Genomic DNA, 25,138 nt, shown 5'->3' with positions numbered 1-25,138 from the left:
TAATACAGCAAAATGAAAATAGGCATATTAGGCGCCACCAAATTGGCCGCCGCATTGGGCAATAAATTTCTTTCTTCGGACACAAGTGTCATATTCGGCGTTAGGGAAAATTTTGTAGCCAAGGATATCGAATGGAAAATCCTCAGCATGCATGCTGACAAAGTTTTTGGATTCAGAGAAGCCGTACTTCGCTCTGATTTTATTCTGATTTGCTGCGACAATGAACACCTGACCCAACTTTGTGAATGTCTTTCAGAGTCCGATTTGGAAAACAAAACTGTCATAGATTGTACCAATGCATCCTTTGGCAATGAATATGACTGCAACTACTTTCTGATACAGCATTTTTTGAGTGGCAAAAACATCTACAAGGCATTTAATAACCTTGGTATAGATTATCCCAATTCGGATGTACTGGGTCTGATCAAAGAAACCTACTTTTGTGGCCAAGATGGACCAGAAAAACTGAAAGTCAAAAAACTGATCGAAAAATCGGGCTTTCGAGCGATCGATGCAGGTACTTCCGAAAGTGCATTTTTGCTTGAAGCATTTTTTCATCTGAGCAAAAAAATCGCCGCCAACAAAAAGGAAAAAACAGAATACCATTTTAAGCTGATCACGGTCTAAACTTTAGTAATTGACTCCAATTTTCTTGGATTTGTTCAGTTTTTCTCAAAAAATGAAAATTTTTTTTCACCTCAAAAAGCTCTTCTCATTTTGTTATTTGGCAGTCATGATTACTAATTTGTATTTCATTTTTTCTTCCAAATTTTGTCAAAAAATAATTTTGAGTTAGAAACCTAATTATCTATATTTCAATCCCTTCCGAATACAAATAGACTCTACTCGCAACTCAGAAGGTATAAATTATCATCCACCAATTGGCTTTTTCACCCAAAAGTCAAGCATTTTAAAAGGATATGAAAATAGGAATCTTAGGCGGAACAAAACTTGCTTCCACCCTTGGCAACAAAATGTTGGCCATGAACCAAACAGTGGTTTTTGGAGTCCGAGAAGACTTCGTAACCAAAGAAATTGAGTGGAAAATACTCAACATGTACCTCGACAAAATCTTCAGCTATGATACTGCTATAGAGATGTCAGATATTTTATTGATCTGCTGCGAAAACGAGCACCTTCCAAAGGTCTGCGAAAGCCTTTCTGCATCCGATCTGAAAAACAAAATCATTATCGATTGCACAAATGGTGCCTATACTGCGGAATTTTCCTGCAATACCACTTTGATCAAAAAAAGCATCGGTCAAAACAAACTCTTCAAGGCGTTCAATAACCTTGGAATCGACTACCCAAAATCAGATCCTATGGGTTTGGTAAAAGAAACCTACTTTTGCGGACCTGATTCTGCTGAAAAGCTGAGTGTCAAAAAAATCATTGAGTGGGTAGGATTCAGACCTGTAGATGCCGGGGAAATAGAAAATGCCATGCTATTGGAAGCTTTCTATCATCTGAGAAAAACCATCTCCTTCCAAAGACCTGAAAAAATGGACTACCACTTTAAATTGATAGCGGTATAGCCTGATTCTACTTTAAATCAACTCCCTATAATAAGACAGACTAACACCTTTTGGTGTAACTGTCAGATATTACCTTTTTTTATCTATTTTTAGGTTTGACATATTTTTCAAAACCAATCAGATTGCTCTGTGGAAATCAATGAAACACCAAATCCTGAGGATTCTTCGGAAGAATTGGCATGGATTAAAAACCTCCAAAGAAACAGCTGGGAACCTGAAGTCATCATTTCAGGTATTTCCTTGGCATTTATTTTTGCATTTCCAGCACAGATTTATGATTTCGCTGTGAAATTGACACAGGATTATGGATTGGAATTTATAGGTGCATATCTCGTACTACTTTATCTCTCTATCATTGTCAGCGTATTCAAGATATTTTTTTCTGTCCACCTTGTTCTCAGATTTACTTGGGCGGGATTATTGGGATTGAGCTATGCATTTCCAAATGGAGTGATCAATGAAAAATTATTCAAAAACTCAAGAGATTTTCAATACAAAAAGCCTCAGGAAATGGTCTTGAAATTAGAGAAGATCTGTAGTATGGCTTTCGCTTTTCCAATGATGATGGGGATGATTTTTATCGTATTTACCCTCTACCTTGGACTTTTACTTTTTTTATATAGGTATTTTGATCTTAACTTTTTTATGATTTACCTCTTTTTTTTAGCCTCATTGGTTGGATTTGGGCTGTTATCGGCCTTTTCGAAAAAAAACAAATTTAAATCCAGTCTAAATGCTTCCATTTTCAGTACCGTCCAGGCAGTCTATCAAAGCAATCTTGGTAAATGGTCCATTTCTGCTTATTCTATTTTCATCATGGGATTGACAGCACCTCTTATAAAATCTGACTCTAAGGGTTTTTTTAATTTTGCCAATTATGCCAACCTAGATCAAGACCTACTTGAGTGGCCTGACAATTCGATGTATTTTGAGGATCAAAAAGATCCTCAAAAAAGATTTCCCCGCGCGATGATGCCTTCTGCAAATATCTCTGGTGATTTCACGAGTATTTCAATTGCCTATTATGACGAAGACAATAAAAATTTTGAAAAAATAAAAGAAGGTATCCATACTTTGCCCGATTCTTTGGCTTGGCCATCTTTGGAAAATCAACAAGACCTATACAAAATATACCTGAATGATAGTCTAGTCAGCAATAAAATTACCGAATGGAAAAAAGTGTCCTATGGCGCAACCGGCCAACGCGCATACCTTGTGGTTCTCGATATCAATGGTCTAAAACCCGGAGCTCATGAAATCCGGATAGAAAAGCTTACCTTATTTGGAGCATTGGGATTTTCAGAACCCGAAATCAAGCACCGAAAAAATTGGGCGAAATTTTCTTTTATCAAAGTCACATCTTGATTCCCCTTGCTTCCATAATGCGAAAAAAAAGGATATGCGCCATATTCCTTGCATGTTCTTTGGCATAGTCTGCATTCTTTCCTTCAAAGTATGTATCCAAAGTTGTGAACCAAATTTCAAGCCAATTGCCAAAATGTACCTGGGAGATGGTATTTTCGGTTTTCGCATCCACTTCTTTGTGAACCGGAACAGGACTGAACTTACCTGCACCGGGCCCGGACTGCAGCAAAATCATCTCCCAAAAATCCGTCAGCTTTTCTAAATGTGATTCCCAATCCTTGACCACATCATTGAAAATCGGGCCAAGGGAATCATGTTTTCTGATCCGGGCATAAAAACTCCTGACCAAAAGCGACACGTCTTCCCTGTTCTCGATTTCTTTCCTTTCCATTACATTCTCTTCAAGACAGGTTCCAAAACCTCTAATTTTCCATCAATTCCCTGTGGAATCGGCAATCCCAAAATTGTCGCCAACAAAGGATAAATATGGATATTTTCAAAAGCCGGGATAAGATTTCCACTTTTTATCATTGGTCCATTTGCATAGAAAATCCCCTGCATGTCTTCATACTCCGGACTAAATCCATGCTCTCCAAATACCTCGGTTTTGAACATTGCAGACCTGTTTTGGTAAGAAACCATTCCTTTGGAAGTCGTCAAGTAATTCCCCAAATCAGGCAGGATAATCAAGTCACCAAAGCGGTTTCTATACTTTTCGATATTTTTATAATACTCCCTGTCCTCCACCCGGACTACTTTGTAATGTTCTGCTTTATCATTGAGTTCTTTATGTATTTTTTCAAGCTCCTCTTTATTTTCCAAATGCAAATGTGCCAAAGCCCCGTTGTTAACAACTCTTGCATCTATCCCTTCGGTGATTTGATCCAGATTCAAAAGATTTCCTTTAGGAATATTGGTCATGCCATGGTCAGAGACGATAAAAATATTAATATCGAGGTCAAAACTCTTCAATCCTTCAAATAGTGCTCCAAGTTCCCGGTCTAATTTTTCCAATCTTCCGCTGATTTGTTCATCATTATCGGGACCATACCGATGACCGATGTCGTCCATGTCAGAAAAATAAAGCGTTATCATCCTCGGTCTTTCATCCTCAGGAAGCTGCAACCATTCAAATACTTTGGAAATCCTAGTCAAATTGGAAACAGCCCCATCATAGCTGAAATAATAACTCGGACGGATTCCCTGCACAGGGGCTTCCGAACCTACAAAAAAGTAGCTTGCGGCCTTCATGCCGTTTTGCTCTGCCAATACCCAAATAGGTGTTCCGCCATACCAATATTCATCTTCGACAATGTCCCTATTTCCCATACTATAAACCAAGTCCTTTTCGGGTTCATAAAAAGAGTTGTCAACCAATCCATGATTTTCAGGCTTCAGTCCGGTGGCAATGGTATAATGGTTTGGGAAAGTTTTACTTGGAAAAGAAGGTATCAGTGCTTCTGCGGCAGTTCCGTTTTGGATAAATCGGGAAAGATTTTCAGGTTTGAACCTTTGGACATAATCGTGTCTGAAACCGTCAAGGGAAATCATAATCACATATTGGTCCTTTTCCTGCGAAAAAACGGGACTGCTAAGAAGGATTAGAAAAACAAATAGTACCAGAATGGATTTCCTCGGTTTCATTTATTCAAGGTTTGATTTGACAGTAAAAGTAGCAGAAGAAAATTTGGTAGCCAATAGGTATTTTACCTTCGGAAAATTATTATCAAAAAATTCAGGTTGGCGATCCGTGTCCAAAGAAACTTCATAGGACGACCTCGATTATGATATTTCACCAACAAAAAAATCCCAAGCTTTTGACTTGGGATTTCATTGTAAATCTGAATACAAAATCTAAACGAATGGCTCTTGCTGACTGAGGCAATGGAACGAGCCCAAACCCCAAATCAGATCCAAGGAATTTACCCCTATAACCTTTCTTTCCGGAAAACAGGAAGTTAGAATCTCCAAAGCCTTATCGTCATTGTTGTCCTGAAAAGTCGGTACAATCACTGCATGGTTTGCAATATAGAAATTGGCATAAGAAGCCGGTAGCCTCTGATCTTCGTAGTATTTGGCAGAAGGCATGGGAAGCTCAATGATATTCATCGGCTTGCCGTCTTCCAATCTTAATTCGTGGAGCAATTCCAGATTTTCCTTCAATGGAGCGTAATTCTCATCTGATTTATTATGCTCAACTACAGTCACGACAGTATCTTCATTGACAAAACGCGTAAGGTCATCTATATGGCCATCGGTATCATCTCCGATAATGCCATCTTTCAGCCACAAAATATTCTCAACACCATAATAGCCTCTTAGATATTCCTCAATCTGATTTTTGGAAAGGTGAGGATTTCTGTTTGGATTGAGAAGGCAAGCTTCAGAAGTCAGCAAGGTGCCTTTTCCATTGAACTCAACAGAACCTCCTTCCATTACAATGCCCGGTTGGAAGCAGGGGATATTTCTAAAATCAGCGATTTTGATCGGAATCTGATTGTCCAAGTCATAGGGAGGATACTTGTCTCCCCAAGCATTGTAATTCCATTTGACCAAAATCTTCTTTTGTTCAGCTTCAGGATTGATCAAAAATGCAGGACCGTGGTCTCTGCACCAAGCATCGTTGGTAGGGAAAAAGTGGAAGAAAACCTTGCCAAGGTCAACACCTGCAGCCTGCAAATGTCCCAAGGCAAATGCCTTCATCGCCTCATCCTTTACATTGATATGCACCTCTTCGCCCAAGGCCACATACTTGATAAACTCCGCATAGGCAGGGAAAATAGTATGGATTTTTCCGGGCCAGGATTCTTCTTTGTGCGGCCAACTCAGCCAAGTCGCTTGGTGTTGCGCAAATTCAGCGGGAAAAAAATACCCCAATTCAGCAGGTGTCATTTTCCCTGATTGGGCCATTTCAAATATATCTGCAGCACTATGGTTAGTCTTCATCAATAAATCTCTTAAGGATCGGGGAATAGGAATCAATGCGTCTGTCCCTCAAAAAAGGCCAATGGGTACGGTAGCGGTCGGAGTTTTCCATGTCCAATTCCTGAACATGGACTTCTTCAGCTACGTGGTCAGCTTGGTACAAAACCCGTCCAAAAGCATTGGTCGCAAAAGATCCACCCCAAAACTGCTGATTTCCTTCTGTTCCTACCCTGTTGACAGAAACTACAGGAACCCCGTTTGCCACGGCATGGGAGCGCTGTATGGTCTGCCAAGCCTGGTATTGTTCGTCGTTGGTTTCTTTTGTTGCTTCTTTGTGCCATCCGATAGCTGTAGGATAAAACAGGATTTCTGCCCCCATCAGTGAAGTGATCCTTGCAGCCTCCGGATACCATTGGTCCCAACAGATCAACACTCCGATTGTCCCGACTTTGGTTTTAAAAACTTTATACCCCATATCTCCCGGAGTAAAATAGAATTTCTCATAATACCCCGGATCATCAGGAATATGCATTTTGCGGTATTTACCAAGGTATTTTCCATCAGCATCAATTACTGCGGTAGTGTTGTGGTAAAGGCCTTCAGCTCTTTTTTCAAACAAAGATGCCACAATGACTACTCCCAATTCTTTTGCCAATGAGGAAAAAGTTTCAGTTGAAGGTCCGGGGATGGCTTCAGCAAGTTTGAAATTATCATGATCCTCCACATCGCAGAAATACAAGGAACCGAAAAGCTCCTGCAAACATACGATCTGAGCACCTTTGGCTGCTGCCTCACGGATTCCCGCAATGGCTTTGGCCATATTGTCTGAGAGGTCATTGGAACAAGATGTTTGCACCATGCCTACTTTGATGGTTCTTTTTGACACTTTGGTTGATTTAAATGGTTACTATTTCCTTTGAGTTTCAAAATTAGACTATTATTCAAAAATATTAAACCCATATAAAATACATAATGGTTCCCCGGCACCTGGTAATTCCACTTTTTCAAAAGGCAAACCGGAGAAATAGCCCTCCCCGATTTTTCCATATATTTGCAGCAGAACCCAAATGTATGTTCTCATGAAAAAAACAATTATTGCAATGGCAGCTTCAGGAGCATTGCTCTATGCCTGTGGTGCCAAAGAAGAAAAAACTGAAAATATGAATCCATTCTTTGAAGCGTACGATACGCCTTTTGAAGTTCCCCCCTTTGACAAAATCGAAAACGAGCACTTTTCTCCTGCCATCATGGAAGGAATCAAGCAGCATCAGGCAGAAATCGACGCCATCGTCAATAATCCAGAAGACCCGACTTTTGCCAATACCATCGAAGCAATGGAAAAGTCCGGGGAATTGCTTGCCAAGGTCTCTTCGGTATTTTACAATTTCAATTCCGCAAACACCAACGATACCATTCAGGCAATTGCCAAAGAATTGGCTCCTGAGATCTCCAAACACTCAGACAACATCAGCCTCAATGAAAAACTCTTTGCAAGGGTAAACAGCATTTGGGAAATGAAAGACAACCTTGGCTTGAATGCAGAACAGCAAAAACTGTTGGAAAAAACATACAAGTCTTTTGTACGAAACGGTGCCAACCTCAATGAAGCAGACAAGGAAAAACTAAGAAAAATAAATTCCAGACTTTCAGTCTGGAGTCTCACTTTCGGTCAAAATCTATTGGAAGAAACCAATGCTTTCAAGCTGTTTGTAGACAATGAAGCTGACCTGGCAGGACTTCCCCAAGAACTGCGGGATGCCGCCAAGGCAGATGCCAAAGCTGCAGGTGAAGAAGAAAAATGGTTATTTACCCTACAGAATCCGAGCATCATGCCTTTCCTCCAATATGCTGAAAATAGGGAGTTGAGGAAGCAGATTTGGGAAGCTTACCAAAGCCGAGCTAATAAAGATAATGACAAAGACAACAAAGCCATCCTGGTCGAAACAGCAAACCTGAGGAGGGAAAAAGCACAGCTCCTCGGTTATAAAAACCATGCGGACTATGTTCTTGAGGAATCCATGGCTAAAACTTCCGAGCAGGTCTACGACCTTCTCAACCAACTCTGGACCCCGGCTTTAGCCAAAGCCCAGCAGGAAAAAAATGAAATGCAAGCAATTGTCACAGCCGAAGGTAAAGATTTCAACATTGAGCCTTGGGACTGGAGGTTTTATGAAGAAAAACTTCGCCAGCAAAAATTCAACCTGGACGAACAAGAAGTGAAACCATATTTCGCTTTGGACAAAGTACAGGATGGGGTATTTATGGTGGTAAAAAACCTGTTTGGACTTACGTTTGAGGAAATCAAAGACATACCGACTTACCATCCCGATGCCAAAGCTTATGAAGTCAAAGAAGCAGATGGAACCCATGTTGGAGTTTTATATATGGATTTCCATCCAAGACCTTCCAAAAGAGGCGGCGCTTGGATGACTTCTTACCGTCCACAGCAGACAATAGACGGCGAACGGAAAGCACCAGTCATCTCCATCGTCTGCAATTTTTCCAAGCCTACCGGTGATGCACCGGCATTGCTGACTTTTGATGAAGTGACGACTTTCTTCCATGAGTTTGGACACGCACTTCATGGATTACTTTCCAATGTGCAGTACAGAAGTCTCGCGGGCACTTCAGTTCCAAGGGATTTTGTCGAGCTTCCTTCCCAGATTATGGAAAATTGGGCCACCGAGCCGGAAGTACTCAAACAATATGCGATTCATTACAAAACAGGAGAACCCATTCCGGATGAGTTGATCGAAAAACTCAAAAACTCAGGTACTTTCGGACAGGGATTTGCCACAACTGAGTATTTGGCTGCCTCGCTTTTGGATCTGGATTACCATACTCAAGAAAAGGAAATCGTAGGAAGTGCCAATGATTTTGAAAAAGCATCTTTGGAAAAAATCGGACTTATGGGCGAAATTATCCCAAGGTACCGCAGCACTTATTTCCAGCACATTTTTGCAGGGGGTTATTCCTCGGGTTATTATAGCTATATCTGGTCGGGGGTTTTGGACACGGATGCATTTCAGGCATTTAAGGAAACCGACTTATTTAATCCTGAAGTAGCATTGGCTTTCAGAAAAGAAATCCTTGAAAGAGGAGGAACAGACGAGCCGATGAAAATGTATGTCAACTTCCGTGGTGCTGAACCAAAGATCGATGCGCTTTTGAAAAAAAGAGGATTGGATCAGGTAAGTGTGGACAGGACAAAATAAAAATCAAATCAAACCTTAATCAGAAGACCCATTGAATTCGAAAGAATTGATGGGTCTTTTTTTAGCTTGGCAAAAAAATAAATCACGGCTTAGATTTATCTTCAATGGTCATGGTTACTCCTTTTTGTACCTCAGTTTGAAATTCAGGTTCTCTAAATAATCCCCATCTGCCAAGGCCTTTATTTCAAATTCCAGGATTCCCGGTTCGGAGGCCACATTCATAAACTCCAACTGCTTAGGATCTGCATAAAGTCTATATTTACCCGGCATCAGACCAAAAACATAGAAACCACCGTCTGTAAATGTCCTCAGTAGCTGAAGCGGCTCACTGTCATTCAGCTTTTCCAGGATCAATCTTAATCCACCCAAGCCTTCTTCTTTGTTATTATGGTCTACGACTACATATCCCTCAATGATTCCGGTTTGGTACAATGGAATATCAATGCTCCTATACCTGTTTGGCTCGGCCACAAATGTAAATCGCTTCACCTTTGGGGCAAGGTTAGGATTTGGCAATGCATGGATATCGACTTCCATCTGGTATTTCCAATATGCTTGCAATTGGGTGATCCTCAGGATACCGTCAGAACCTAAAAGCATGTTTGCAGATCTGTCCAACCGCACCGCTTTTGCAGGAACTACCACCTCTCCCGGATCGAAGACCCCGTTTTCATTGGCGTCAATAAACAGACGTACTGCAACTCCTGAACGGGTAACTTGGTCTCTGTTGTCGGGCAAAATGTATCCTGAAGGATCGATACCCAGAGATCCTGTGATAGCCTGTTGTGCTGAGTAATTATTCCTGCTTGCTGAAAACTGGGTAGAAGTCCTTAAGCCTCTGAAGTCATAAAGGAATCCCAACTGAAACTGACCTTTCTCCCTGATGGCATCCATTTCATAACCCATGGTAAGCCTACCCATTTTGAAGAGGGTCTGAGAAATCATGAGATTGTAAGAAATCGGGGTTTTATTATAAGTATCATACCTGTATTGTCCCCTGAAAAACATCCCCCTAACAAAAACAGGGACACTTGGATCCCTCTTGAGGGTATAAGTCACCGAAGCTGTAAATTGGCCAATGGCATTGTACAGGTTTGGTGGTTCGATCCCTGTACCGATATCTTTTAGTCCGCTGATCCGAGCGCGATAGTTGACCCGGGCTACTACCCTACCGATCTGGGTATTGAAATCCGTTTGGTAGTTGGTCCTAAAACCGCTTTCGTACCATTGCCTTTCTCCGGTGATCCTGAATCCGGAAAATCTCCCAAAGGTTTTGAAAGGAAAAAATGCATTGAGGTTTGCCTCTCGGACCTGACCTACGAGGTTGAATTCTGATTCCGGAACAAATTCTGTAAACTGGGCATTGATACTGGTATTGTTGGCATAAAAAACCGATGCAGAAGCTTGGTAATACCTGTCAGGCAAAACATCCACATTCAGAAGATACTGCTGCCGTATTCTGGCAGAAAGACCAAAAACGCCATAAGTCATATTCTTTCCAAATACAGCACCATTGTCCACACCTGCCCTGACTGTCAGTGCATTGGTCACTCCATAAGCAATGTCCGCATGACCGATGAGGTCCTTATCCAAACTATCAAGGCTTGTTTCAGCCAATCCGGCCTGTAAATTATAGGTTACAAACCCTTTTGGTAAAAAAGTGAAAGGAATCTGCAGTTGTCTTTCCTCTATTTTGACTTCACCTTGTGGGGTATAGATCCTAATAGCAAGACGTACAACTCCAAAACTAATAGGCGCATTGAACCGGTAATATCCTACATCATCTGCTCTGAGAAAATCAACCAACTGTCCGCCAATCAGAAGTTCTACCTCAGAATCCGGCTCTGTGTAGCCATCGATGACAAAAACGTCAAGTTTCATCCTTGGGATGACCGGGTTGTTGGTAATGCCAACACCTAAAATATCGACCGAATTGTTAAGCCCTGTGGTATTGATCTGTCCAACCGAAATACCCGTCATACCGGCATTCTTATCCGGCAGAAGGCCTCCCGGTAAAACATAACGCCATCTTGCCCCTGAAAAAGAGGAGAAAAGACTTCCTTCCTGAACAGTGCCCGAATACAATCCCTGGAGATCCCCTCCCAAAAATTCCATTCCAGCATTTAACAGAATCCCGAGATTTTGGCTTCCGTCACCATAATTGTAATTGAGGTTATAATCCAACATTCCGGGAGCAAACAATTTTCTGTCTCTCCCATGAAGCAGCGGGGCATCTGATAAGTCCTTATTGGCTGCTGATTGCTGAAGTTTCTTTCTCAAAGCTTCCCTTTTCTGCCTTTCGTCGATTGGAAGTGGAAATTCTGCGGTGAGGCTTAGTGAAAGTGCATTGAAATTGACCAAGAAATTCAGCCCAAAAATCCTAGAATAATAGTCTGGGTGAAGGTAAATATCCATTCCCCCCATGTAAAATTTATCGGCCGGAAGGGTTTCTCTGTTGCCTTTGATCGTTACCATGCCTAGTAGAGGATCAATAAGCCAATTGTCATTTTTGCTTGGAAAAACCCCTTGAAGGCCTTTTCCATTGCTTGTCCTTTCGTTGCCGATATACAACATGCTGAGCACCTCGCCCAAAGGCAGAAACGGCACATTATCAAAAAATACTACATTCAAATAGGCCTGTCCCAATGAGGGATAGGAAAAAGTAAGCATGGCTTCGCCATCAGGTTCTTGCTGTGCCTGTAGGTTTTTGGTCGAAAAAACCAAAATTACCATCAAAAGCACCGAAAGAACCCCCTTCAATTTTTTTGATTCAATAAAAGGAAACTGGTAAGCCAAAATTTTATATTAAAAAGAAGCGAGATAAATATTTCATTAAACTGAAATCGAATTGCCTTAGGGCAAATCGAAATCATGGGATTCTGACAAATATTCTTTTACTTATAGGGGCACTCTGCACCAGATCCGAGGAAGGGATGTCTGATCTTTTGGTTTCAAATTGAAGTTCAAGCTGGTATTCTCCTGAGGCCAAACCTTCGGGAATATTGACATCGATCCCTTTCTTTCCCGAAAAATACATCGCAACTGTTTCTTCTTTTTGGGAAACTACTTTGTCTGATGCATCCCTCAACGTAGCGGATATACTTCCTAGAAAGGGTGAATTGCCGGTGGTAACAAAATCTGCGATTGCTCTTAAGTTACCTTCTGCCATGGAAGTAGACACATCTCCGATTTCAAGTCCGGTTGAGGTCTGTCCGTTTTTGTAAAAAGCAGCAATCACTTGGTCAAATTTGAAATTGATCTGAGTGGAAACCTCTGATTCTACAACCTGATCCACATCCTGCGCCTGATTGTTGGAAGTCACTTTGACTCTGGTAAAATAAGTACCGGCAGGCAAGGAACGGTCAGGTCTCAACTGTAACCTTACTGTTTGCTGCTGCTGTGGTGCCAAGACGAAAGTCCTGGGAAATGCCCTTAATCTGTCACCAAGGCCATATTGCTTGTCTTTGATACTGTCGCCGTAGACCATCACCAAATTGCCAAGATCATCACTGCCGGGATATCCGAAAATAAAGCTCACGTTGATTTCTTGGGTAATCTCTGAAGGATTGGTAATGTAAAGGGAAGCAATGCCATTCTCATCCAAAAAAACCGAAGTCGGTGCAATGGATATCTGCGCCATAGCAGGCACAGCCAAAAACAGGAATAAGCTTACTGATAAAGCTTTGATTGTCTTTTTCATAAAATTGAAGAGTTATAAAAGTCGGCGGGGTAACCGCCGACTTATATTGTTGAATCCTAGTTATATTCTGCACTGATATTGAAAGTACCAGAGTAGGTACCTACGCCCTGAGCTGTAAGAGCCGGAATTGATCCACCTACCCAGATGAAGAAAGCATTGTCTGCCAAAGTTACAGTAGAACCACTTGCTACAGGAATCGCAGTTGCTCTGTTCGTTTCCACCGCATCACCGATTACTTCCGGAGTCATAACAATAGTCAAACCACCACCTGAAGTCAGGGTTACAGTTGGGTCATAAAATACGGTAACACCACCATTTGCACCACCAAGGTCAAACTGAGCCACATTGGTAACAGTACCTGTGTTGACATTACTTGCGGCCGAATTGGCATCCAAAACAATGGTACCGGGAGTAGTGGAGGAAACCCTACCGAAATTGATAGCATTCAAAGTTCCATCCAAAACAATGGTCAAATCCTGAAGGATTTCAGCAGAAGCTGGAGCTGTAGCAGCTTTTTGTGCATAAGATGTAGATACTAGACCTACGAAGAAAATTGCAATTACGAGTGATTTAAGAATTGTTTTCATTTTGTTGTTGTTTTTAAAAATTAAAAATTTGTTAGAGTTTGTTTTACTTTTTGTTTTTGTTTTTACTATTTGTTTTTGCTTTTCAAGTGTATCCATGAGTTATGGATTGGGGGATTAAGAAGGATGTTACATAAGCGATTCAGTTAAATGGTTTATGGTATATTTTAAGTTTTAATGATATTCTATTGCAGTTATAATTCCCGGTAATACAGGTATTCCCAGCCAAGCCCTCATTTGTTGGACTTTGGGTTTGGCATTTCGGATCAGCATGCCCCTGTTATCGAATTGGAAGCTGGCTTCTCCGGCTTCATGTTTTGTTGCAGTTCTAAAGTCTGCCGTTCCGTTGTTGAGCACATAAAGCGTTTCTGTTATGTCTTTGCCTGTGTCATCTGATTTCAGGCTTACTATCAGATGGATATTCTCCTGTACAACCATCTCCACCCATCTGAGTCCTGTTTCACCTTCTTTGGGTTTGGCTTCAACGATTCTAGGGTTAAAGTTGACCCCGGCAGGTAGCACCAGGCGTACATTGACCATCTGAGCCTCCACAGTACTGATTTTTCCAAAAAACAGTACCAAAATGATTATGATCAAACAATACCTAATCATAGCTCGTGAAGGATACGTTGATGTTTATTTCGCCTTCATAATTCCCCGCTGGGACCATCCCGACCGGACCCAAAGTACCATACAAATACAGGTAAGCTTTTGCTTTTGGTCTGGTAAGTGCCCCATCTTCAGGGGAAGGGGGTGCAATGGGCGCTCCTGAAGTTCTTCTACTTACAGGAAAAGTAATGCTGTAAAAGCCTGCGGGAAGTTCCACAGCACTCAGTTTACCGCTCAATTCGTCTGTAGGAGCCATATTGTTATAAGCTACTTTGAGAAGAAATGGAATTGACTCGGTGGGATTTCCAGAGAGAACAAAGGCCGAAGGGGCGCTGACATCTACAGTCAAATCAAATCCTTCAGGTGCTTCTATCTCATAGATCACTGCCTGATTGTCCACAAGCCCAATGTTTACAGCTTCGGTACCTGGGACCAAGGCACGCATCTTTTGGTTAAAATCCAATGCCGGCATCGCTCCCTGAGGAGAAAGTATCGTGATATCATCACTCCCGGTCCAGGTATTGAAACTGATCCTCTGGGCAAAACCTGTCCCTGACAAAAGGAAGAGACATATGCCCAAGAGCATCCTGAATTCTACAATATGTGAAAGAACTTTTACCACTTTATATATATTCCAATTCAATGATAAATTCTGACAAATAAACCCCTGGCGTTGCTTTGGTCAAATCCAGATTGGCACCAAGCCAAACATACAGTTCACCATCAGGCCCAATAGGAAAAACTCCCTCTCCGACATCCAACAGTGCACTTTGAAATTGTAAATCATTGAAAGCAGCACTCAGGATATACTCGGCAGAAACTTCACCGATACCTTCTTCATATTCTCGGATCACTTCATTTTGAAGGTAAGTGATCCTTACCCTTGCCCCGGGACTTCCCATAATTTTGAACATACCTGCAAATTCACTGGTAATAGGAGATACTTCCAATGTACCCTGCATTACCGGAGGATTGACGAGGTCGATATTCCGGATGGTAAGCATGTTCAGGTTGTCGGTCACTGTGGCCGTTGCCCTTACATTCAGTGAAGTCACTCTTCCATTGGCTTGTCCAAAGGATATTTTTACCAAAAAACAACTGAAAACAAGAAGTAATGTAAAGAATCTAATCATTTCAGTTTTTAATCAGTTTTTGGGTAAATCGATAATTTTCAGTGGCCAATTGGACTACATACATTCCGGTGGATAGCTTGGTTGAATTCGGAATCCATTCCAATTCATGGATTCCTGTTCCATATTCAGCAGCAGGAAATCCACCTACTTTTTGACCCATCAGGTCGTAAATGAGGATCTCAGCTTTGGTCGATTCGGGTAAGAAAAACCTGATCTTGGCAGAATCCATGAATGGATTTGGGCTTACCGGAAATAACTTCGGAAAATCCGGTAGGTATTCAATTTTGTCCTCTTGGAATGCACCGCCGATATAGATCGTAAAAGGTCTTTCAGGGGATGTTGAGTTGATTTTAGCATTGCTTTCTCCTGTTTTATAGGGTGATTTAAACACTATTGCATTTGGCAATTCAAAATCATTGGAAGACAACCTTGCCCTTTTCTTTGGGACTTCAGGTGCCTGAAAACTGAAGGTATATGCAGATTCTTCCTGCATATTGATGGCTTTTTTATTCAAATGATCCATCAGAATGATACTTTTGTCGGCAGGCCATTCATTTGGAAGTGTCCAATTCATCAGGAAAGATCCCTGAAATGCTTTTCCATTTTTGGATGCTGCCAAATGTACAGGTATGATCATTTCTCTCTCATCCAACATCGGAAGGCTATTGATGACCAAAGGATTGCTTGTCCGCAAAGAGCCGTAAGTGTAAAGGAAAAGCCAATCGTCTGCCAAAGACTCTAATTGATAGGCATCTTTAGGATCGTTTGACTCTTTTCCTTCTCTGCCAAAGCTGATAAAGGATTCTGCCTGCATTTCTTCTCCCGTCACTGCAAGCTGAATGGCAAATGGTTCTTCCTCAGTTTTTCTACCAAAGAATTCTTTGGACACTATCGTTTTCACATCATTTCCTGTAAGCTGGAGCTGGGGATTTGCACCATTAGTCCTGATCCAAAATGCCTGATAGGGTGCTATTCGGCCATTTCCGAGTGTTCCGAGTGTCCCGTTATGGGTAAGAAATGAACCGGAAGTTGGATCCCAAACATATATAGTGTTGTCAATATTGGTTTTGTTCCAGCCTGTCGGAGCATAGAAATCAATCATGCTTGCTGTTGGATTGGCGATCAGGTTAAAGCCTGCATCAGCAACGTTTACTTCTGTCAATTGCCCACCATCGACAATAAGACTTGTATCTCGGGAAGTAAAAGTGACACCAAAATCAAATGTACCTGTAGCGAGATTTGGTTCTGTTCCTGTACCTGAAAGTGTCAGGGGAAGTCCATCTGAATAATTTCCTCCTCCTGCAGGTTTTTCTGCGCCGTTGAAAACGTACAAATAATGTCCTCTTCCCGAAACAACAGCATCAGTGATTTGGGCAGGCTTCCTCCAAGTCTGAAGACTTGTGCCATGGTCTGTTTCATCCACCCATAAAATGTTAGGCTGAAGATCAGGATTGTTTGCCCCCGGGAAACCTTGGGTTTCGGCATTGGCAAGAATATCAGCATAGGTGGTCCCAACAGGTGAACCCATCATTCTCCATCCTTTATCCCCTGTCAGTTCTTGCTGCACTTCCAGTCTTGGATTTTGTGCGCTAAGATTCAGATAAACTGCTGCAGGGTTCAAAACAATTTTTGCCGTACCAGTAGTGGTCAAATTTGAGGAGCTTTCTATTACCATCTGTGCAGACGGCCTAACGGTCACAGTAGAAGGCGATGAAATATCCACCAAGCCTTCTACCAAAAAATAACCGTTAACCTCAATGTTTCCATTTATTGTCTTGAGTCCGGGACCTGAAAGGGTCAGGTTATTGAAAACCCCTCCGGAAATATTCACAGTTGCATTTTCATCAAAAACCACCTGTCCATTTTCAGGAACAAACACGCCTTCCACGTTCCAGTTGCCTGCCACTTGGTGGGTAAATCCTCCTCCCAAAAAAGTCGCTCCTAACCCAATCTGTACATTTCCATTAAAAGTGATTCCCTCAGCAGCCGTCGCTGTTGGCGTTCCTAAAATTTCGAAATCATTGCAAATCTCGTTTATTCCTGATTCAAATAATTTGATACCTGTTCCGCTAAGAACCAAAAAACCATAAGTTGATGGGCTGATGATATTTGCAACCGTTTGGTCAGTTCCGTAATATTCTATTGTACTGTTGCAGCCTATCACATGGGAAGCATAATTAGCCGGAAGTGAATTTGAACCTCCGATGCCTAAATAGGCTCCATCTGCAACGGTCAAAACTCCGCCAACAGCACCTCTTGAAGCTGAAAAAATTCCTAAATCCAATCCGCCCTGAAAAACAGAAAGGTTAGAGGTGATTGAGGTGTTCTGAAAAATTGTAACATTTTGGTTTCCCAAAGTACCTTCATTGTCAATGGTCAAGTTGTTGACTGTAGCAGGAAGTCCATTGCCGGTTGACTGATTGCTGTTTCCGTTATAAATGTAATCAGCACCAGTATTGTAGGACCTCGCTCCGGTTACCCTTACCAATCCTGTAGCTCCGGTCGTCGTAATTCCCTGAGGGGATTTGATACCCAAAGCTGCACCTGTCTGAAGGGTAAAAGTACCGCCACCAAGAAATGCTGTATTGGAATCGGCCGATTGGACAAATGCCCCGGTCGATACAATATAGTTGATCACATTGGTGACGATCCCACCTGAGGTGTAAGTCTGGGGATTACTTGAATCTCCGTTAAAAATAATTCTACCTGAACCTGAACTCGTTTCGGTAATTGTACCTCCAGAGTGTGTGAAATCTCCTGCAATATTCAAAGTACCTACAGCATTGGAGCTTATACTCATACTCAAAATACCTGCTTCTACAGTCGCATTTCCAAGAACAGTTATACTTCTATTTGAGCTGGTACCATTGCCAATTGCGTATCTTCCATTGATAAAAAGAAAGTTTCCATTTACCGTAAAGGCATTTCTTGTCTGTCTGATCTGACCGGTAGAGGTTCCGTTGTCGATAATCAAATCACCGGCAATACTCAGAGGAAGAAAAGACATGTTAACAGTTTGTGCCGGGGACTGAAAAATGAAATTTCCAAAGTTTTGGTTTGCATTGCCGACGGTAGTATTCAAAACTCCAGTCAACCTTACCGTTGAAGTCGGGTTCCATGTTGCCAAAGGAAGAGAAGATCCATTTCTTGCATGGTTGTATTCAGAATTAGGTCCAAAAACGATTTTTGCTGTAGCCGAACTGGAAAAACTTCCACCTGTATTGGTGATTTTTCCGTTGACTGTGACTAAAGTTCCACCATTGGCGGTATTTATATTCCCGTTTGTGCCCAAAACCAATTCTCCGTCAATCACCGCAGAAGCGCTTGCAGCCAAAGTGATCCTGAGTCTACTTGTTCCGCTAATGGTAAGTGTAGCTCCGGAGTCAACGATCCAATCAACACCTGTTCCGTTGTTTATATTAAAATTCTGATTGCTTACTGTAGAAGCTAAAGTGATGTTTGAATTGTTGGTAACGATCAATCCCCTGATGGTCTGTGACGGTACAGCTGTAATGGTAAGTGTCTCCCCTGAATTAAATTGAAGAATATCGGTGGCTGCAGGTGTTGTCCGTGTAGGAGACCAATTAAATCTATTTGTCCAAGGGGCATTGTCAGCACCAATCCAGGTATATGTAGTCTGACCCCAAGATATCAAAGGCATAAATGCAAGCAGTACCAGACAGCAAATTTTTGCTGCCGGTACGCTGTTAAAAAACGATATGTTACTATCAGGTTGCATTTATCAAAACAATGTCTAGAGTCTATTTTTAATATTAAGTTTCATTTTTTCCAAAACATACCTCTTCCGTCTATTGGCAAAATACCAAAGGAGCACAAGAACTATTTTCTTGAATAAGGCTCCTGATTTGACGTCAGTGCCTCAGAATAACAGGGTTTTGTTGTCAGGGTGACATTTCACATTCCTTCGCAAATAAAAATGAGGTGATTTTGTATTCAGAGAAGCAATAACAGAAACTAGGGCGTTGGGTAATTATTCTTCGCTTTTTGAAATTTCTAAGGAGGAACTTCTTGGTTTCCTATTCCTCCAAAGACTGATAATCTAATTTTCACTATGCTTTAATCGAAGAGTCTTTAATACCAAAAAGTTGTTCTTGCGAGATTGTTTTTGGTTATAAATGTGATGCAATATAAATACAAATATTAAAAACAAAACATTTTATAATAAAATAAATAGATTACCTATGATTTTATAGGTTATTTCATAGAAAACATACTTTTTTAAATGTATTGATTTTTGCATCTTCAAATTACATATCTGCATTTTAAAGCGGATTTTTGACAGGAATGCCTTTTGAAAAAAAATTACCAAAAACATGTATATTTTTTTTTTAAAAAAGTTTTTCGACCCGAAAATGACGTAAAATTCACCACTTTGATTCAAAAAAAAACTGCTGTTTTCGACTTATTTTGATAATGAAATGTATAAAAAAAATAATGATATGATTTTTAAAAAAAATGAAACGATAATTTCTGAAAACAGCTTAAAATACGCAATTTGAATGGTTTTTATTCATTAAATTATTAGAATAATTTAATTTTAACCCTTAAATATCTAGAAATAAATAACCGAATTAAAGGCCGCCTAATTTTTATAAAATTTAGATTGCACTTATAATCCAAGATTTTAAATGTTGAGAAAAAGAATATTCTTTGGTTTTAGAAGAATTTACGCTGGTTTGTTCATTTAAAATTTAATCCTTCCAAGACTTTTAATTTACAAAAAACATCACAGAGGTACCAAATAGGCTGTTTTCATGGTAAATTCTTTAAAATTTACTTGTATGAATATTCTTCTTGTTGATAAGGACTGTTTGGGGAGGTCTGAATTGTCCAGGTTTTTTTCAGAATGCGGCCATGATGTAGTGGAAGCCGAAAACGGTAGGGAGGGTCTGGTAAAGTTTTATACCATAGGCTCGACCTATTTCGATATCATAGTTACTGAAACCGTACTCCCTACTCTATCAGGTATAGACATGGCTGACAGAATAAAAAACAGCTATTTAGGAAGCCGAATACCTATAGTGGCCATGACCTCAGATTTTGAAAATGATTATAGGGTCGACAATGAATCCCCTTTCAATCTGATCCTACCCAAAGACTTGAGCAATTCAAAACTTCTTGACTTTTGTCTTTTGATGGCCAAGAGGAAAAGATCACCTATGATTTATAGGGAAGTTTGACAATAAATTCGGAACCTTTGCCGAGTTCGCTTTTGAATTTGATTTTCCCTCCAAGTTTTTTGACAAATTCGTTGACAATATTTAAACCAAGTCCTGTTCCCTTGATGTTGGAGACGTTTCGGGACCTGAAAAAGGAATTGAAAATGTATTTTTGGTCCTCCTTGGGAATCCCCATGCCATAATCTTTGACTGTAATCTCAAATGATTTTGCCAAGTATTCAAGGGTCAGCTCAGGAGCTTTACTTTCAGGCAATGAATACTTCAAGGCATTTTCGATTATGTTTCTGAAAACATGTGTGAGCCAAACTGGATCTGAATAAATCAGTTTTTCTTTTTCCGGAAAATATAGCTTAATCGCTTTTGAGGGATCCTTTTGGTCATTGAAATCGGCAATCAAGGAAGAAATAAAACCGATGATATACATAGGCTGCAAGACATAGGTAATTTTTTCATGCTCATTTTTTTCTAAGATCAAAACATCGTTGATCACATTATTGAGTCTCTTGATTTGGTTGATAATCCTATTTAGGTGCTCGTCAAGCTGCACTTTGGAGATGATGCCGTTATCCTTTTGAGACATCATCAAAAGCAAATCCGTGCTGCTCAATATTGTAGATAATGGTGTGCGGAACTCATGAGACGTCATTGAAATAAATCGTGATTTCAACTGATTTAATTCCCTTTCCCTCAAAATCGCCTTTTTCAATTCCTTTACTCCCAATTCCCTTTCGGTCACATCCCTTGAGGTGGCAAGAATCGAAAAAGTCTTGCCATCCTCATCCTTCAAAGGCTTGAGCAACACCTCAAGAAATACTAAGGATCCATTGGTTTTATGTTTGTGAGGCAATACCACTTTGGTCTGACTGTCAATTTGGTTTTTGACATCAATGACATTAAATGCTTCCGCAGGCGTTTTTCCGATCAATTCAGGAGGCGTATATCCTAAAACTTTTTCTATCGAAGGAGACACGTACTGAAACACCATCTCCGGATCATGAAGAGCGATAATATCCCCCGTGTTTTCTGAGAGTAGGCGGTACATTTCGTCTGCCTGTTTTCTCATTTTGTCGGATTCCTTCTTTTTCCGATTGATCCTGATGGCCTGAATCAGGTTTGCATAACTTGAGACCAGCGGCTCCAGAAATTCAACATCCGACATTAAATAATCTTGGGATTTGTTTGCAAGTCCCATCAATCCTACAAATTCCTCCCCTTTATATACCGGAATGCCAAGATATCTGTCAAGTCTTGGATGCCCATTGGGGGTTCCCCCTGCCCTTGGATCTGCGTAAGCTTTGTTAGCTATTACAATTTGTCCGGTTCGAAGCGATTCTCCAAAAAGCGTATTCAAGTTCCTAAACTCTAATCCCGTACTGTAATTTTGCTTGTAGAATTGCTGTGTCTCCTCCGACCAAGCAATATTTGTAAGGGTATGGGATTTCAGATAAGGCTGATTATGCCTATCATAAAGAACCTCCCCAATAAATCCAAACTTACTATCTGTAAGGTGAAGCATCTTGTCGAGCAAAGTTTCTAGAGGAGATATAAAGTCTTCCTGAAGGAAAAAGCTGATTTGGGTTTCATTGACGGCCTTTAGCAATTCATTGAGGCTAAAAGCACTTTCTTCAGCCTTCTTTCTGTCATTGATATCAAACAAGACCACCACCATAGCCTCCTCCCCCATAAATGGAATCCTTTGTGAAGAAAGGCTATACCATAATTCCGTTTTATTTCCCTTAAACTCTAGTTTCACTTCGAGGTTCTTTACATCTCCGTAATGTAAAAAATATTCTGAAAGAGGGACCTTTTGGTGCTGCAAGACAAAAATCTCATCAAGATTAAGGTCAATTATTGAATCACTTCTGGTAAAACCCAATATGTCACGAAAATCTTTGTTGAGGTAAAAAATATTCCCGTTTTCTACCGAACAGATAATCAGCGGAAAAGGAATGTTTTCTGTAATAGTCCTGAATCTCTCTTCACTTTTCTGTAGTTTGAGTTCTTTCGTTTTGAGCTCAGTCACATCAGTAAACCTCCCGTGAATCCTAAGGTTGTTGCCATGGGCATCTTTTTCCATCCAGGATTTTTCCTGTACCCATTTAAGTTCTCCTTGATTGTTGATGATGCGGTATATCAGATCCAGCGATCCGGTCTTCAAAAGTTTGGAATCGGCTTTTTCCAACATGGCCCTGTCATGGGGATGAATGGCCTTTTTACGAAAATCCTTATCGTTAATGTATTGAGATTTTTCAAATCCAAGTAGAACTATGTTGTCAGAAAGAAATATGCATTTTCCTGTAAAGGCATCAAAGGTATAAAGCGCATCTTTAACGGTATTGATAATGGCCTGATTTCTCTTGTCGCTTTCGATCAGCGCTTCCAAACCCTTTTTTTCCTTGTCAATGTCAATCAGTGTACCGAAAACCCCAGCGGCACTTCCTTTCCTATCCAACATTAAAATTCCCTCCATTTTGACCCAGATTGGGCCCTTTTTGGAAGTTTTTAATTGAAGTTCTTTTTCAAATTTTGTGATTTTTTTGGATACGATGTGATCCATCTTTTTTTCCAAAGCTTCCGAACATGGTGCTTCTACAAAATCAAAAAATGATTTTCCAATTGATTCTTCAATATTAAATCCAGTGGTCCTTTCCCAAGTGCTGTTCAGAAAATGAAGATTTCCTTTTAAATCATACTTGAAAACGACATCATTGATGTTGTTTACCAAAAAACGATAATGCTTTTGGCTTTTGAGTATTTTTTTTTGCTGCTTCCTGACAAGAAAAGTATTCCCCAAAGTCGATGCGAAAGCATGTAATGCAGAGGCCTGTTCAGTACTGAAAAGCTCTTCGGATTTACAGTTATCAAAACCGATAAATCCCCAAAAATAATCTCCCGAAAATATCGGAACAAACAGATAAGATAATATCCCCTGCTCGGTCATCGCCTCATAAAAATCCGGATCTGCCGTATCTTTTACCAGTTCATTGATCACCTGATTCTTGCTCAACTTGTTTACAGTTTCCGGATACATGGACCAAGGGGCATTTTGGAGAAACTCAGCATCTATCTGAGGTTCCACCCCTTCAGCGCACCATTCAAACTTATAAGAGAACAATGCCTCTCCATTTTCGCCAAAATGGTTTTTAAATATGTATATCCTATCCACCTCGGAGGAACTTCCCAAAAAATAAAGAATATAAGGAATTGCTTCCTTCAAATTTGTATTGGACTGCAACAAATAATATGATTCTCCGATCGCACCAAGGATATTTGCACTTCTATTCATAAACCCAATAATTGTGAGAATGTAAATAAAATTCAATATATTTTAATTTCAATCCACTTAATTAACATAAAAGAACCTTTTGTTTAGATTTATTAAAACAAAAGATTTTGGTATAATATATTGGACCCCATGGAAAAAATACTGATAGTAGAAGACGAACAAGAACTTGCGTTGAATATCAAAGATATCCTTGAATTTATAGGCTATGATGTTGTGGGTATTTTAGACAATGGCCCAGAGGTTATTGAATTTTTGAAACACCATCATGTTGATCTGATATTTATGGACATTCAGATCAAAGGGGCCATAGATGGTGTTGAATTATGCAGAAAGATAAAAGCAATAAAAAACATCCCTGTAGTCTATCTGACAGCTTTTTCTGACAAATCTATTCTTGATAAGATTGCAACCACAGAATATGAGGGATACATCCTGAAACCATTTTCCTTGCAGGAACTCCAATCCGCAGCTTACCTTGGACTAAAAATCCAACCTGAAAAAATAAATACCGGAAACAAAAAGAATGTGTTTATAGTAAGGGACAAGGGTAATACCATTCCACTTCAATTTGATGAAATTTTATTTTTCAAAGCTGATGGACTTTACACCAAAATCCAGACAAAAACCAAGTCTTATATAGCAAGAAATATACTTAAAGACATGATCCAAGATCTTCCAGAGGATACTTTTGTGCGCGTTCACAAATCTTACACAATCAATTACAAGGAAGTAACGTCTTTTAACGCCAAAGAAATCCATATAGGAGACTACACCATTCCTTTGAGAAGAGGCTCTTTGAAAGAAATCAAAAACCTGATTCAATTTGAAACCAACTGATTTTGAGTTATTACCATAAACAAAAAATTTCTTTCAGCCCCTTAATAAGAAATAAAAAAAGCTACCCTTATCAGGTAGCTTTTTTTGTAATCAAGATATTTAAATACTTTTTTTGGCCAGATAGAAGTCTACCATTTCGTAATCGCTTGCCTCCCGCTCCTGCATTTCAGCGACTGTTTTTGGTGGTGGGACGATTACTTTTTGTCCAGGTCTCCAATCCAAAGGCATAGCAACTTTGTGCTTGTCGGCAGTTTGGAGTGCAATCAATACTCTTTTGATTTCGTCCATATTTCGTCCGACATTCAATGGGTAATACATAATCAGACGGATTTTACCATTTGGATCAATGAAAAACACAGCCCTGACGGCAGCAGTTTCGCTTTCTCCAGGTTGAAGCATACCATATAATTTGGACACTTTCATGTCAATATCAGCAATGATCGGAAACTCGAAAAGCACTCCGGTATTTTTTCTTACGTTATTGACCCAGGCAATATGTGAGTGAATAGAGTCAATGCTCAGACCAACAAGCTTGGTGTCATTTTCTTCAAAGAAGTTTTTTTCCAACGCAAAACCTGACATCTCTGTGGTGCACACCGGGGTGAAGTCAGCAGGATGTGAAAATAGAATCGTCCATTTTCCTTTGATATAGTCAGAAAATCTCATCGGACCTGTGGTGGTCATTGCCGAAAAATCAGGGGCCATGTCCCCTATCCTTGGCATAGAATATATTTCTTGATTGCTCATA

Annotated in this window: 19 protein-coding genes; 6 read left to right on the top strand and 13 right to left on the bottom strand. The window is 40.3% G+C overall.

Going from position 1 to position 25,138, the window contains the following annotated elements:
- The first annotated feature begins 12 nt into the window (after window positions 1–12).
- The 3 genes from NU887_RS15410 to NU887_RS15400 all read left to right on the top strand — a co-directional run bounded on the left by NU887_RS15410 (window position 13) and on the right by NU887_RS15400 (window position 2,900).
- Window positions 13–627, top strand: a complete 615-nt coding sequence (locus NU887_RS15410; RefSeq protein ID WP_258424270.1) for an NADPH-dependent F420 reductase — start codon at window positions 13–15, stop codon at window positions 625–627.
- Between the two features lie 293 nt (window positions 628–920).
- Window positions 921–1,535, top strand: a complete 615-nt coding sequence (locus NU887_RS15405; protein WP_258424269.1) for an NADPH-dependent F420 reductase — start codon at window positions 921–923, stop codon at window positions 1,533–1,535.
- Between the two features lie 129 nt (window positions 1,536–1,664).
- Window positions 1,665–2,900 (top strand): hypothetical protein, encoded by a 1,236-nt coding sequence (locus NU887_RS15400; protein ID WP_258424268.1) that lies wholly within the window; start codon window positions 1,665–1,667, stop codon window positions 2,898–2,900.
- Here the strand turns inward: NU887_RS15400 and NU887_RS15395 are convergent.
- From NU887_RS15395 to NU887_RS15380, 4 genes are all read right to left on the bottom strand, one after another.
- Window positions 2,890–3,291, bottom strand: a complete 402-nt coding sequence (locus NU887_RS15395; protein ID WP_258424267.1) for a group III truncated hemoglobin — start codon at window positions 3,289–3,291, stop codon at window positions 2,890–2,892. The genes NU887_RS15400 and NU887_RS15395 overlap by 11 nt on opposite strands.
- Window positions 3,291–4,544, bottom strand: a complete 1,254-nt coding sequence (locus tag NU887_RS15390; protein WP_258424266.1) for an alkaline phosphatase family protein — start codon at window positions 4,542–4,544, stop codon at window positions 3,291–3,293. The genes NU887_RS15395 and NU887_RS15390 overlap by 1 nt, the downstream gene beginning before the upstream one ends.
- A gap of 210 nt (window positions 4,545–4,754) precedes the next feature.
- Complete coding sequence (locus NU887_RS15385) at window positions 4,755–5,846, bottom strand: agmatine deiminase family protein (RefSeq protein ID WP_258424265.1); 1,092 nt, start codon at window positions 5,844–5,846, stop codon at window positions 4,755–4,757.
- Complete coding sequence (locus tag NU887_RS15380) at window positions 5,836–6,684, bottom strand: carbon-nitrogen hydrolase (protein WP_258424324.1); 849 nt, start codon at window positions 6,682–6,684, stop codon at window positions 5,836–5,838. Before NU887_RS15380 ends, NU887_RS15385 begins: the two co-directional genes overlap by 11 nt.
- A 220-nt stretch (window positions 6,685–6,904) precedes the next feature.
- Here NU887_RS15380 and NU887_RS15375 point away from each other — a divergent pair, with 220 nt between their 5' ends.
- Window positions 6,905–9,040, top strand: a complete 2,136-nt coding sequence (locus tag NU887_RS15375; protein WP_258424264.1) for a M3 family metallopeptidase — start codon at window positions 6,905–6,907, stop codon at window positions 9,038–9,040.
- 114 nt (window positions 9,041–9,154) lie between these two features.
- On the opposite strand, the gene NU887_RS15370 is transcribed toward NU887_RS15375, so the two are convergent.
- From NU887_RS15370 to NU887_RS15340, 7 genes are all read right to left on the bottom strand, one after another.
- Window positions 9,155–11,836, bottom strand: coding sequence for a fimbria/pilus outer membrane usher protein (locus tag NU887_RS15370; protein ID WP_258424263.1), 2,682 nt, complete (start codon window positions 11,834–11,836; stop codon window positions 9,155–9,157).
- A 73-nt stretch (window positions 11,837–11,909) separates the two neighbouring features.
- Window positions 11,910–12,740 carry a fimbrial biogenesis chaperone gene (locus NU887_RS15365; protein WP_258424262.1) on the bottom strand — a complete coding sequence of 277 codons (831 nt, stop codon included), beginning with the start codon at window positions 12,738–12,740 and terminating at the stop codon, window positions 11,910–11,912.
- Between the two features lie 56 nt (window positions 12,741–12,796).
- Window positions 12,797–13,327 carry a DUF4402 domain-containing protein gene (locus NU887_RS15360; protein ID WP_258424261.1) on the bottom strand — a complete coding sequence of 177 codons (531 nt, stop codon included), beginning with the start codon at window positions 13,325–13,327 and terminating at the stop codon, window positions 12,797–12,799.
- A 171-nt stretch (window positions 13,328–13,498) separates the two neighbouring features.
- Window positions 13,499–13,936, bottom strand: a complete 438-nt coding sequence (locus NU887_RS15355) for a hypothetical protein (RefSeq protein ID WP_258424260.1) — start codon at window positions 13,934–13,936, stop codon at window positions 13,499–13,501.
- Window positions 13,929–14,555: a hypothetical protein gene (locus NU887_RS15350; RefSeq protein WP_258424259.1), complete on the bottom strand. Its 627-nt coding sequence runs from the start codon at window positions 14,553–14,555 to the stop codon at window positions 13,929–13,931. Before NU887_RS15350 ends, NU887_RS15355 begins: the two co-directional genes overlap by 8 nt.
- Window position 14,556: 1 nt before the next feature.
- Window positions 14,557–15,066, bottom strand: coding sequence for a hypothetical protein (locus tag NU887_RS15345; protein WP_258424258.1), 510 nt, complete (start codon window positions 15,064–15,066; stop codon window positions 14,557–14,559).
- Between the two features lies 1 nt (window position 15,067).
- The gene (locus NU887_RS15340) at window positions 15,068–18,727 is read right to left on the bottom strand and encodes a T9SS type A sorting domain-containing protein (protein WP_258424257.1); all 3,660 of its coding nucleotides are present in this window, start codon (window positions 18,725–18,727) and stop codon (window positions 15,068–15,070) included.
- 1,141 nt (window positions 18,728–19,868) lie between these two features.
- On the opposite strand from NU887_RS15340, the gene NU887_RS15335 reads away from it, so the two are divergent.
- Window positions 19,869–20,267 carry a response regulator gene (locus NU887_RS15335; protein ID WP_258424256.1) on the top strand — a complete coding sequence of 133 codons (399 nt, stop codon included), beginning with the start codon at window positions 19,869–19,871 and terminating at the stop codon, window positions 20,265–20,267.
- Here the strand turns inward: NU887_RS15335 and NU887_RS15330 are convergent.
- A complete protein-coding gene (locus NU887_RS15330) occupies window positions 20,245–23,553 on the bottom strand; it encodes a PAS domain S-box protein (protein WP_258424255.1) in 3,309 nt (1,102 codons plus the stop codon). The two genes, NU887_RS15335 and NU887_RS15330, sit on opposite strands and share 23 nt — an antisense overlap.
- Window positions 23,554–23,682: 129 nt before the next feature.
- Between NU887_RS15330 and NU887_RS15325 the strand changes: the two genes are divergently transcribed.
- Window positions 23,683–24,390: a LytR/AlgR family response regulator transcription factor gene (locus tag NU887_RS15325; RefSeq protein WP_258424254.1), complete on the top strand. Its 708-nt coding sequence runs from the start codon at window positions 23,683–23,685 to the stop codon at window positions 24,388–24,390.
- Between the two features lie 99 nt (window positions 24,391–24,489).
- On the opposite strand, the gene NU887_RS15320 is transcribed toward NU887_RS15325, so the two are convergent.
- On the bottom strand, window positions 24,490–25,137 hold the full coding sequence (locus NU887_RS15320) for a peroxiredoxin (protein ID WP_258424253.1): 648 nt from the start codon (window positions 25,135–25,137) through the stop codon (window positions 24,490–24,492).
- Window position 25,138: the final 1 nt, after the last annotated feature.

This window comes from Aquiflexum gelatinilyticum (assembly GCF_024741135.1).
Taxonomy (GTDB): domain Bacteria; phylum Bacteroidota; class Bacteroidia; order Cytophagales; family Cyclobacteriaceae; genus Cognataquiflexum; species Cognataquiflexum gelatinilyticum.
This window is presented reverse-complemented; position numbering and strand designations above follow the sequence as displayed.

What these genes read in the sequence shown, in the direction of transcription:
- NU887_RS15375 (WP_258424264.1), top strand. Translation starts at nt 6,905, where the DNA reads ATGAAAAAAACAATTATTGCAATGGCAGCTTCAGGAGCATTGCTCTAT.
- NU887_RS15390 (WP_258424266.1), bottom strand. Translation starts at nt 4,544, where the DNA reads ATGAAACCGAGGAAATCCATTCTGGTACTATTTGTTTTTCTAATCCTT.
- NU887_RS15320 (WP_258424253.1), bottom strand. Translation starts at nt 25,137, where the DNA reads ATGAGCAATCAAGAAATATATTCTATGCCAAGGATAGGGGACATGGCC.
- NU887_RS15360 (WP_258424261.1), bottom strand. Translation starts at nt 13,327, where the DNA reads ATGAAAACAATTCTTAAATCACTCGTAATTGCAATTTTCTTCGTAGGT.
- NU887_RS15355 (WP_258424260.1), bottom strand. Translation starts at nt 13,936, where the DNA reads ATGATTAGGTATTGTTTGATCATAATCATTTTGGTACTGTTTTTTGGA.
- NU887_RS15335 (WP_258424256.1), top strand. Translation starts at nt 19,869, where the DNA reads ATGAATATTCTTCTTGTTGATAAGGACTGTTTGGGGAGGTCTGAATTG.
- NU887_RS15340 (WP_258424257.1), bottom strand. Translation starts at nt 18,727, where the DNA reads ATGCCTTTGATATCTTGGGGTCAGACTACATATACCTGGATTGGTGCT.
- NU887_RS15410 (WP_258424270.1), top strand. Translation starts at nt 13, where the DNA reads ATGAAAATAGGCATATTAGGCGCCACCAAATTGGCCGCCGCATTGGGC.
- NU887_RS15385 (WP_258424265.1), bottom strand. Translation starts at nt 5,846, where the DNA reads ATGAAGACTAACCATAGTGCTGCAGATATATTTGAAATGGCCCAATCA.
- NU887_RS15330 (WP_258424255.1), bottom strand. Translation starts at nt 23,553, where the DNA reads ATGAATAGAAGTGCAAATATCCTTGGTGCGATCGGAGAATCATATTAT.
- NU887_RS15325 (WP_258424254.1), top strand. Translation starts at nt 23,683, where the DNA reads ATGGAAAAAATACTGATAGTAGAAGACGAACAAGAACTTGCGTTGAAT.
- NU887_RS15345 (WP_258424258.1), bottom strand. Translation starts at nt 15,066, where the DNA reads ATGATTAGATTCTTTACATTACTTCTTGTTTTCAGTTGTTTTTTGGTA.
- NU887_RS15365 (WP_258424262.1), bottom strand. Translation starts at nt 12,740, where the DNA reads ATGAAAAAGACAATCAAAGCTTTATCAGTAAGCTTATTCCTGTTTTTG.
- NU887_RS15380 (WP_258424324.1), bottom strand. Translation starts at nt 6,684, where the DNA reads ATGGTGCAAACATCTTGTTCCAATGACCTCTCAGACAATATGGCCAAA.
- NU887_RS15405 (WP_258424269.1), top strand. Translation starts at nt 921, where the DNA reads ATGAAAATAGGAATCTTAGGCGGAACAAAACTTGCTTCCACCCTTGGC.
- NU887_RS15395 (WP_258424267.1), bottom strand. Translation starts at nt 3,291, where the DNA reads ATGGAAAGGAAAGAAATCGAGAACAGGGAAGACGTGTCGCTTTTGGTC.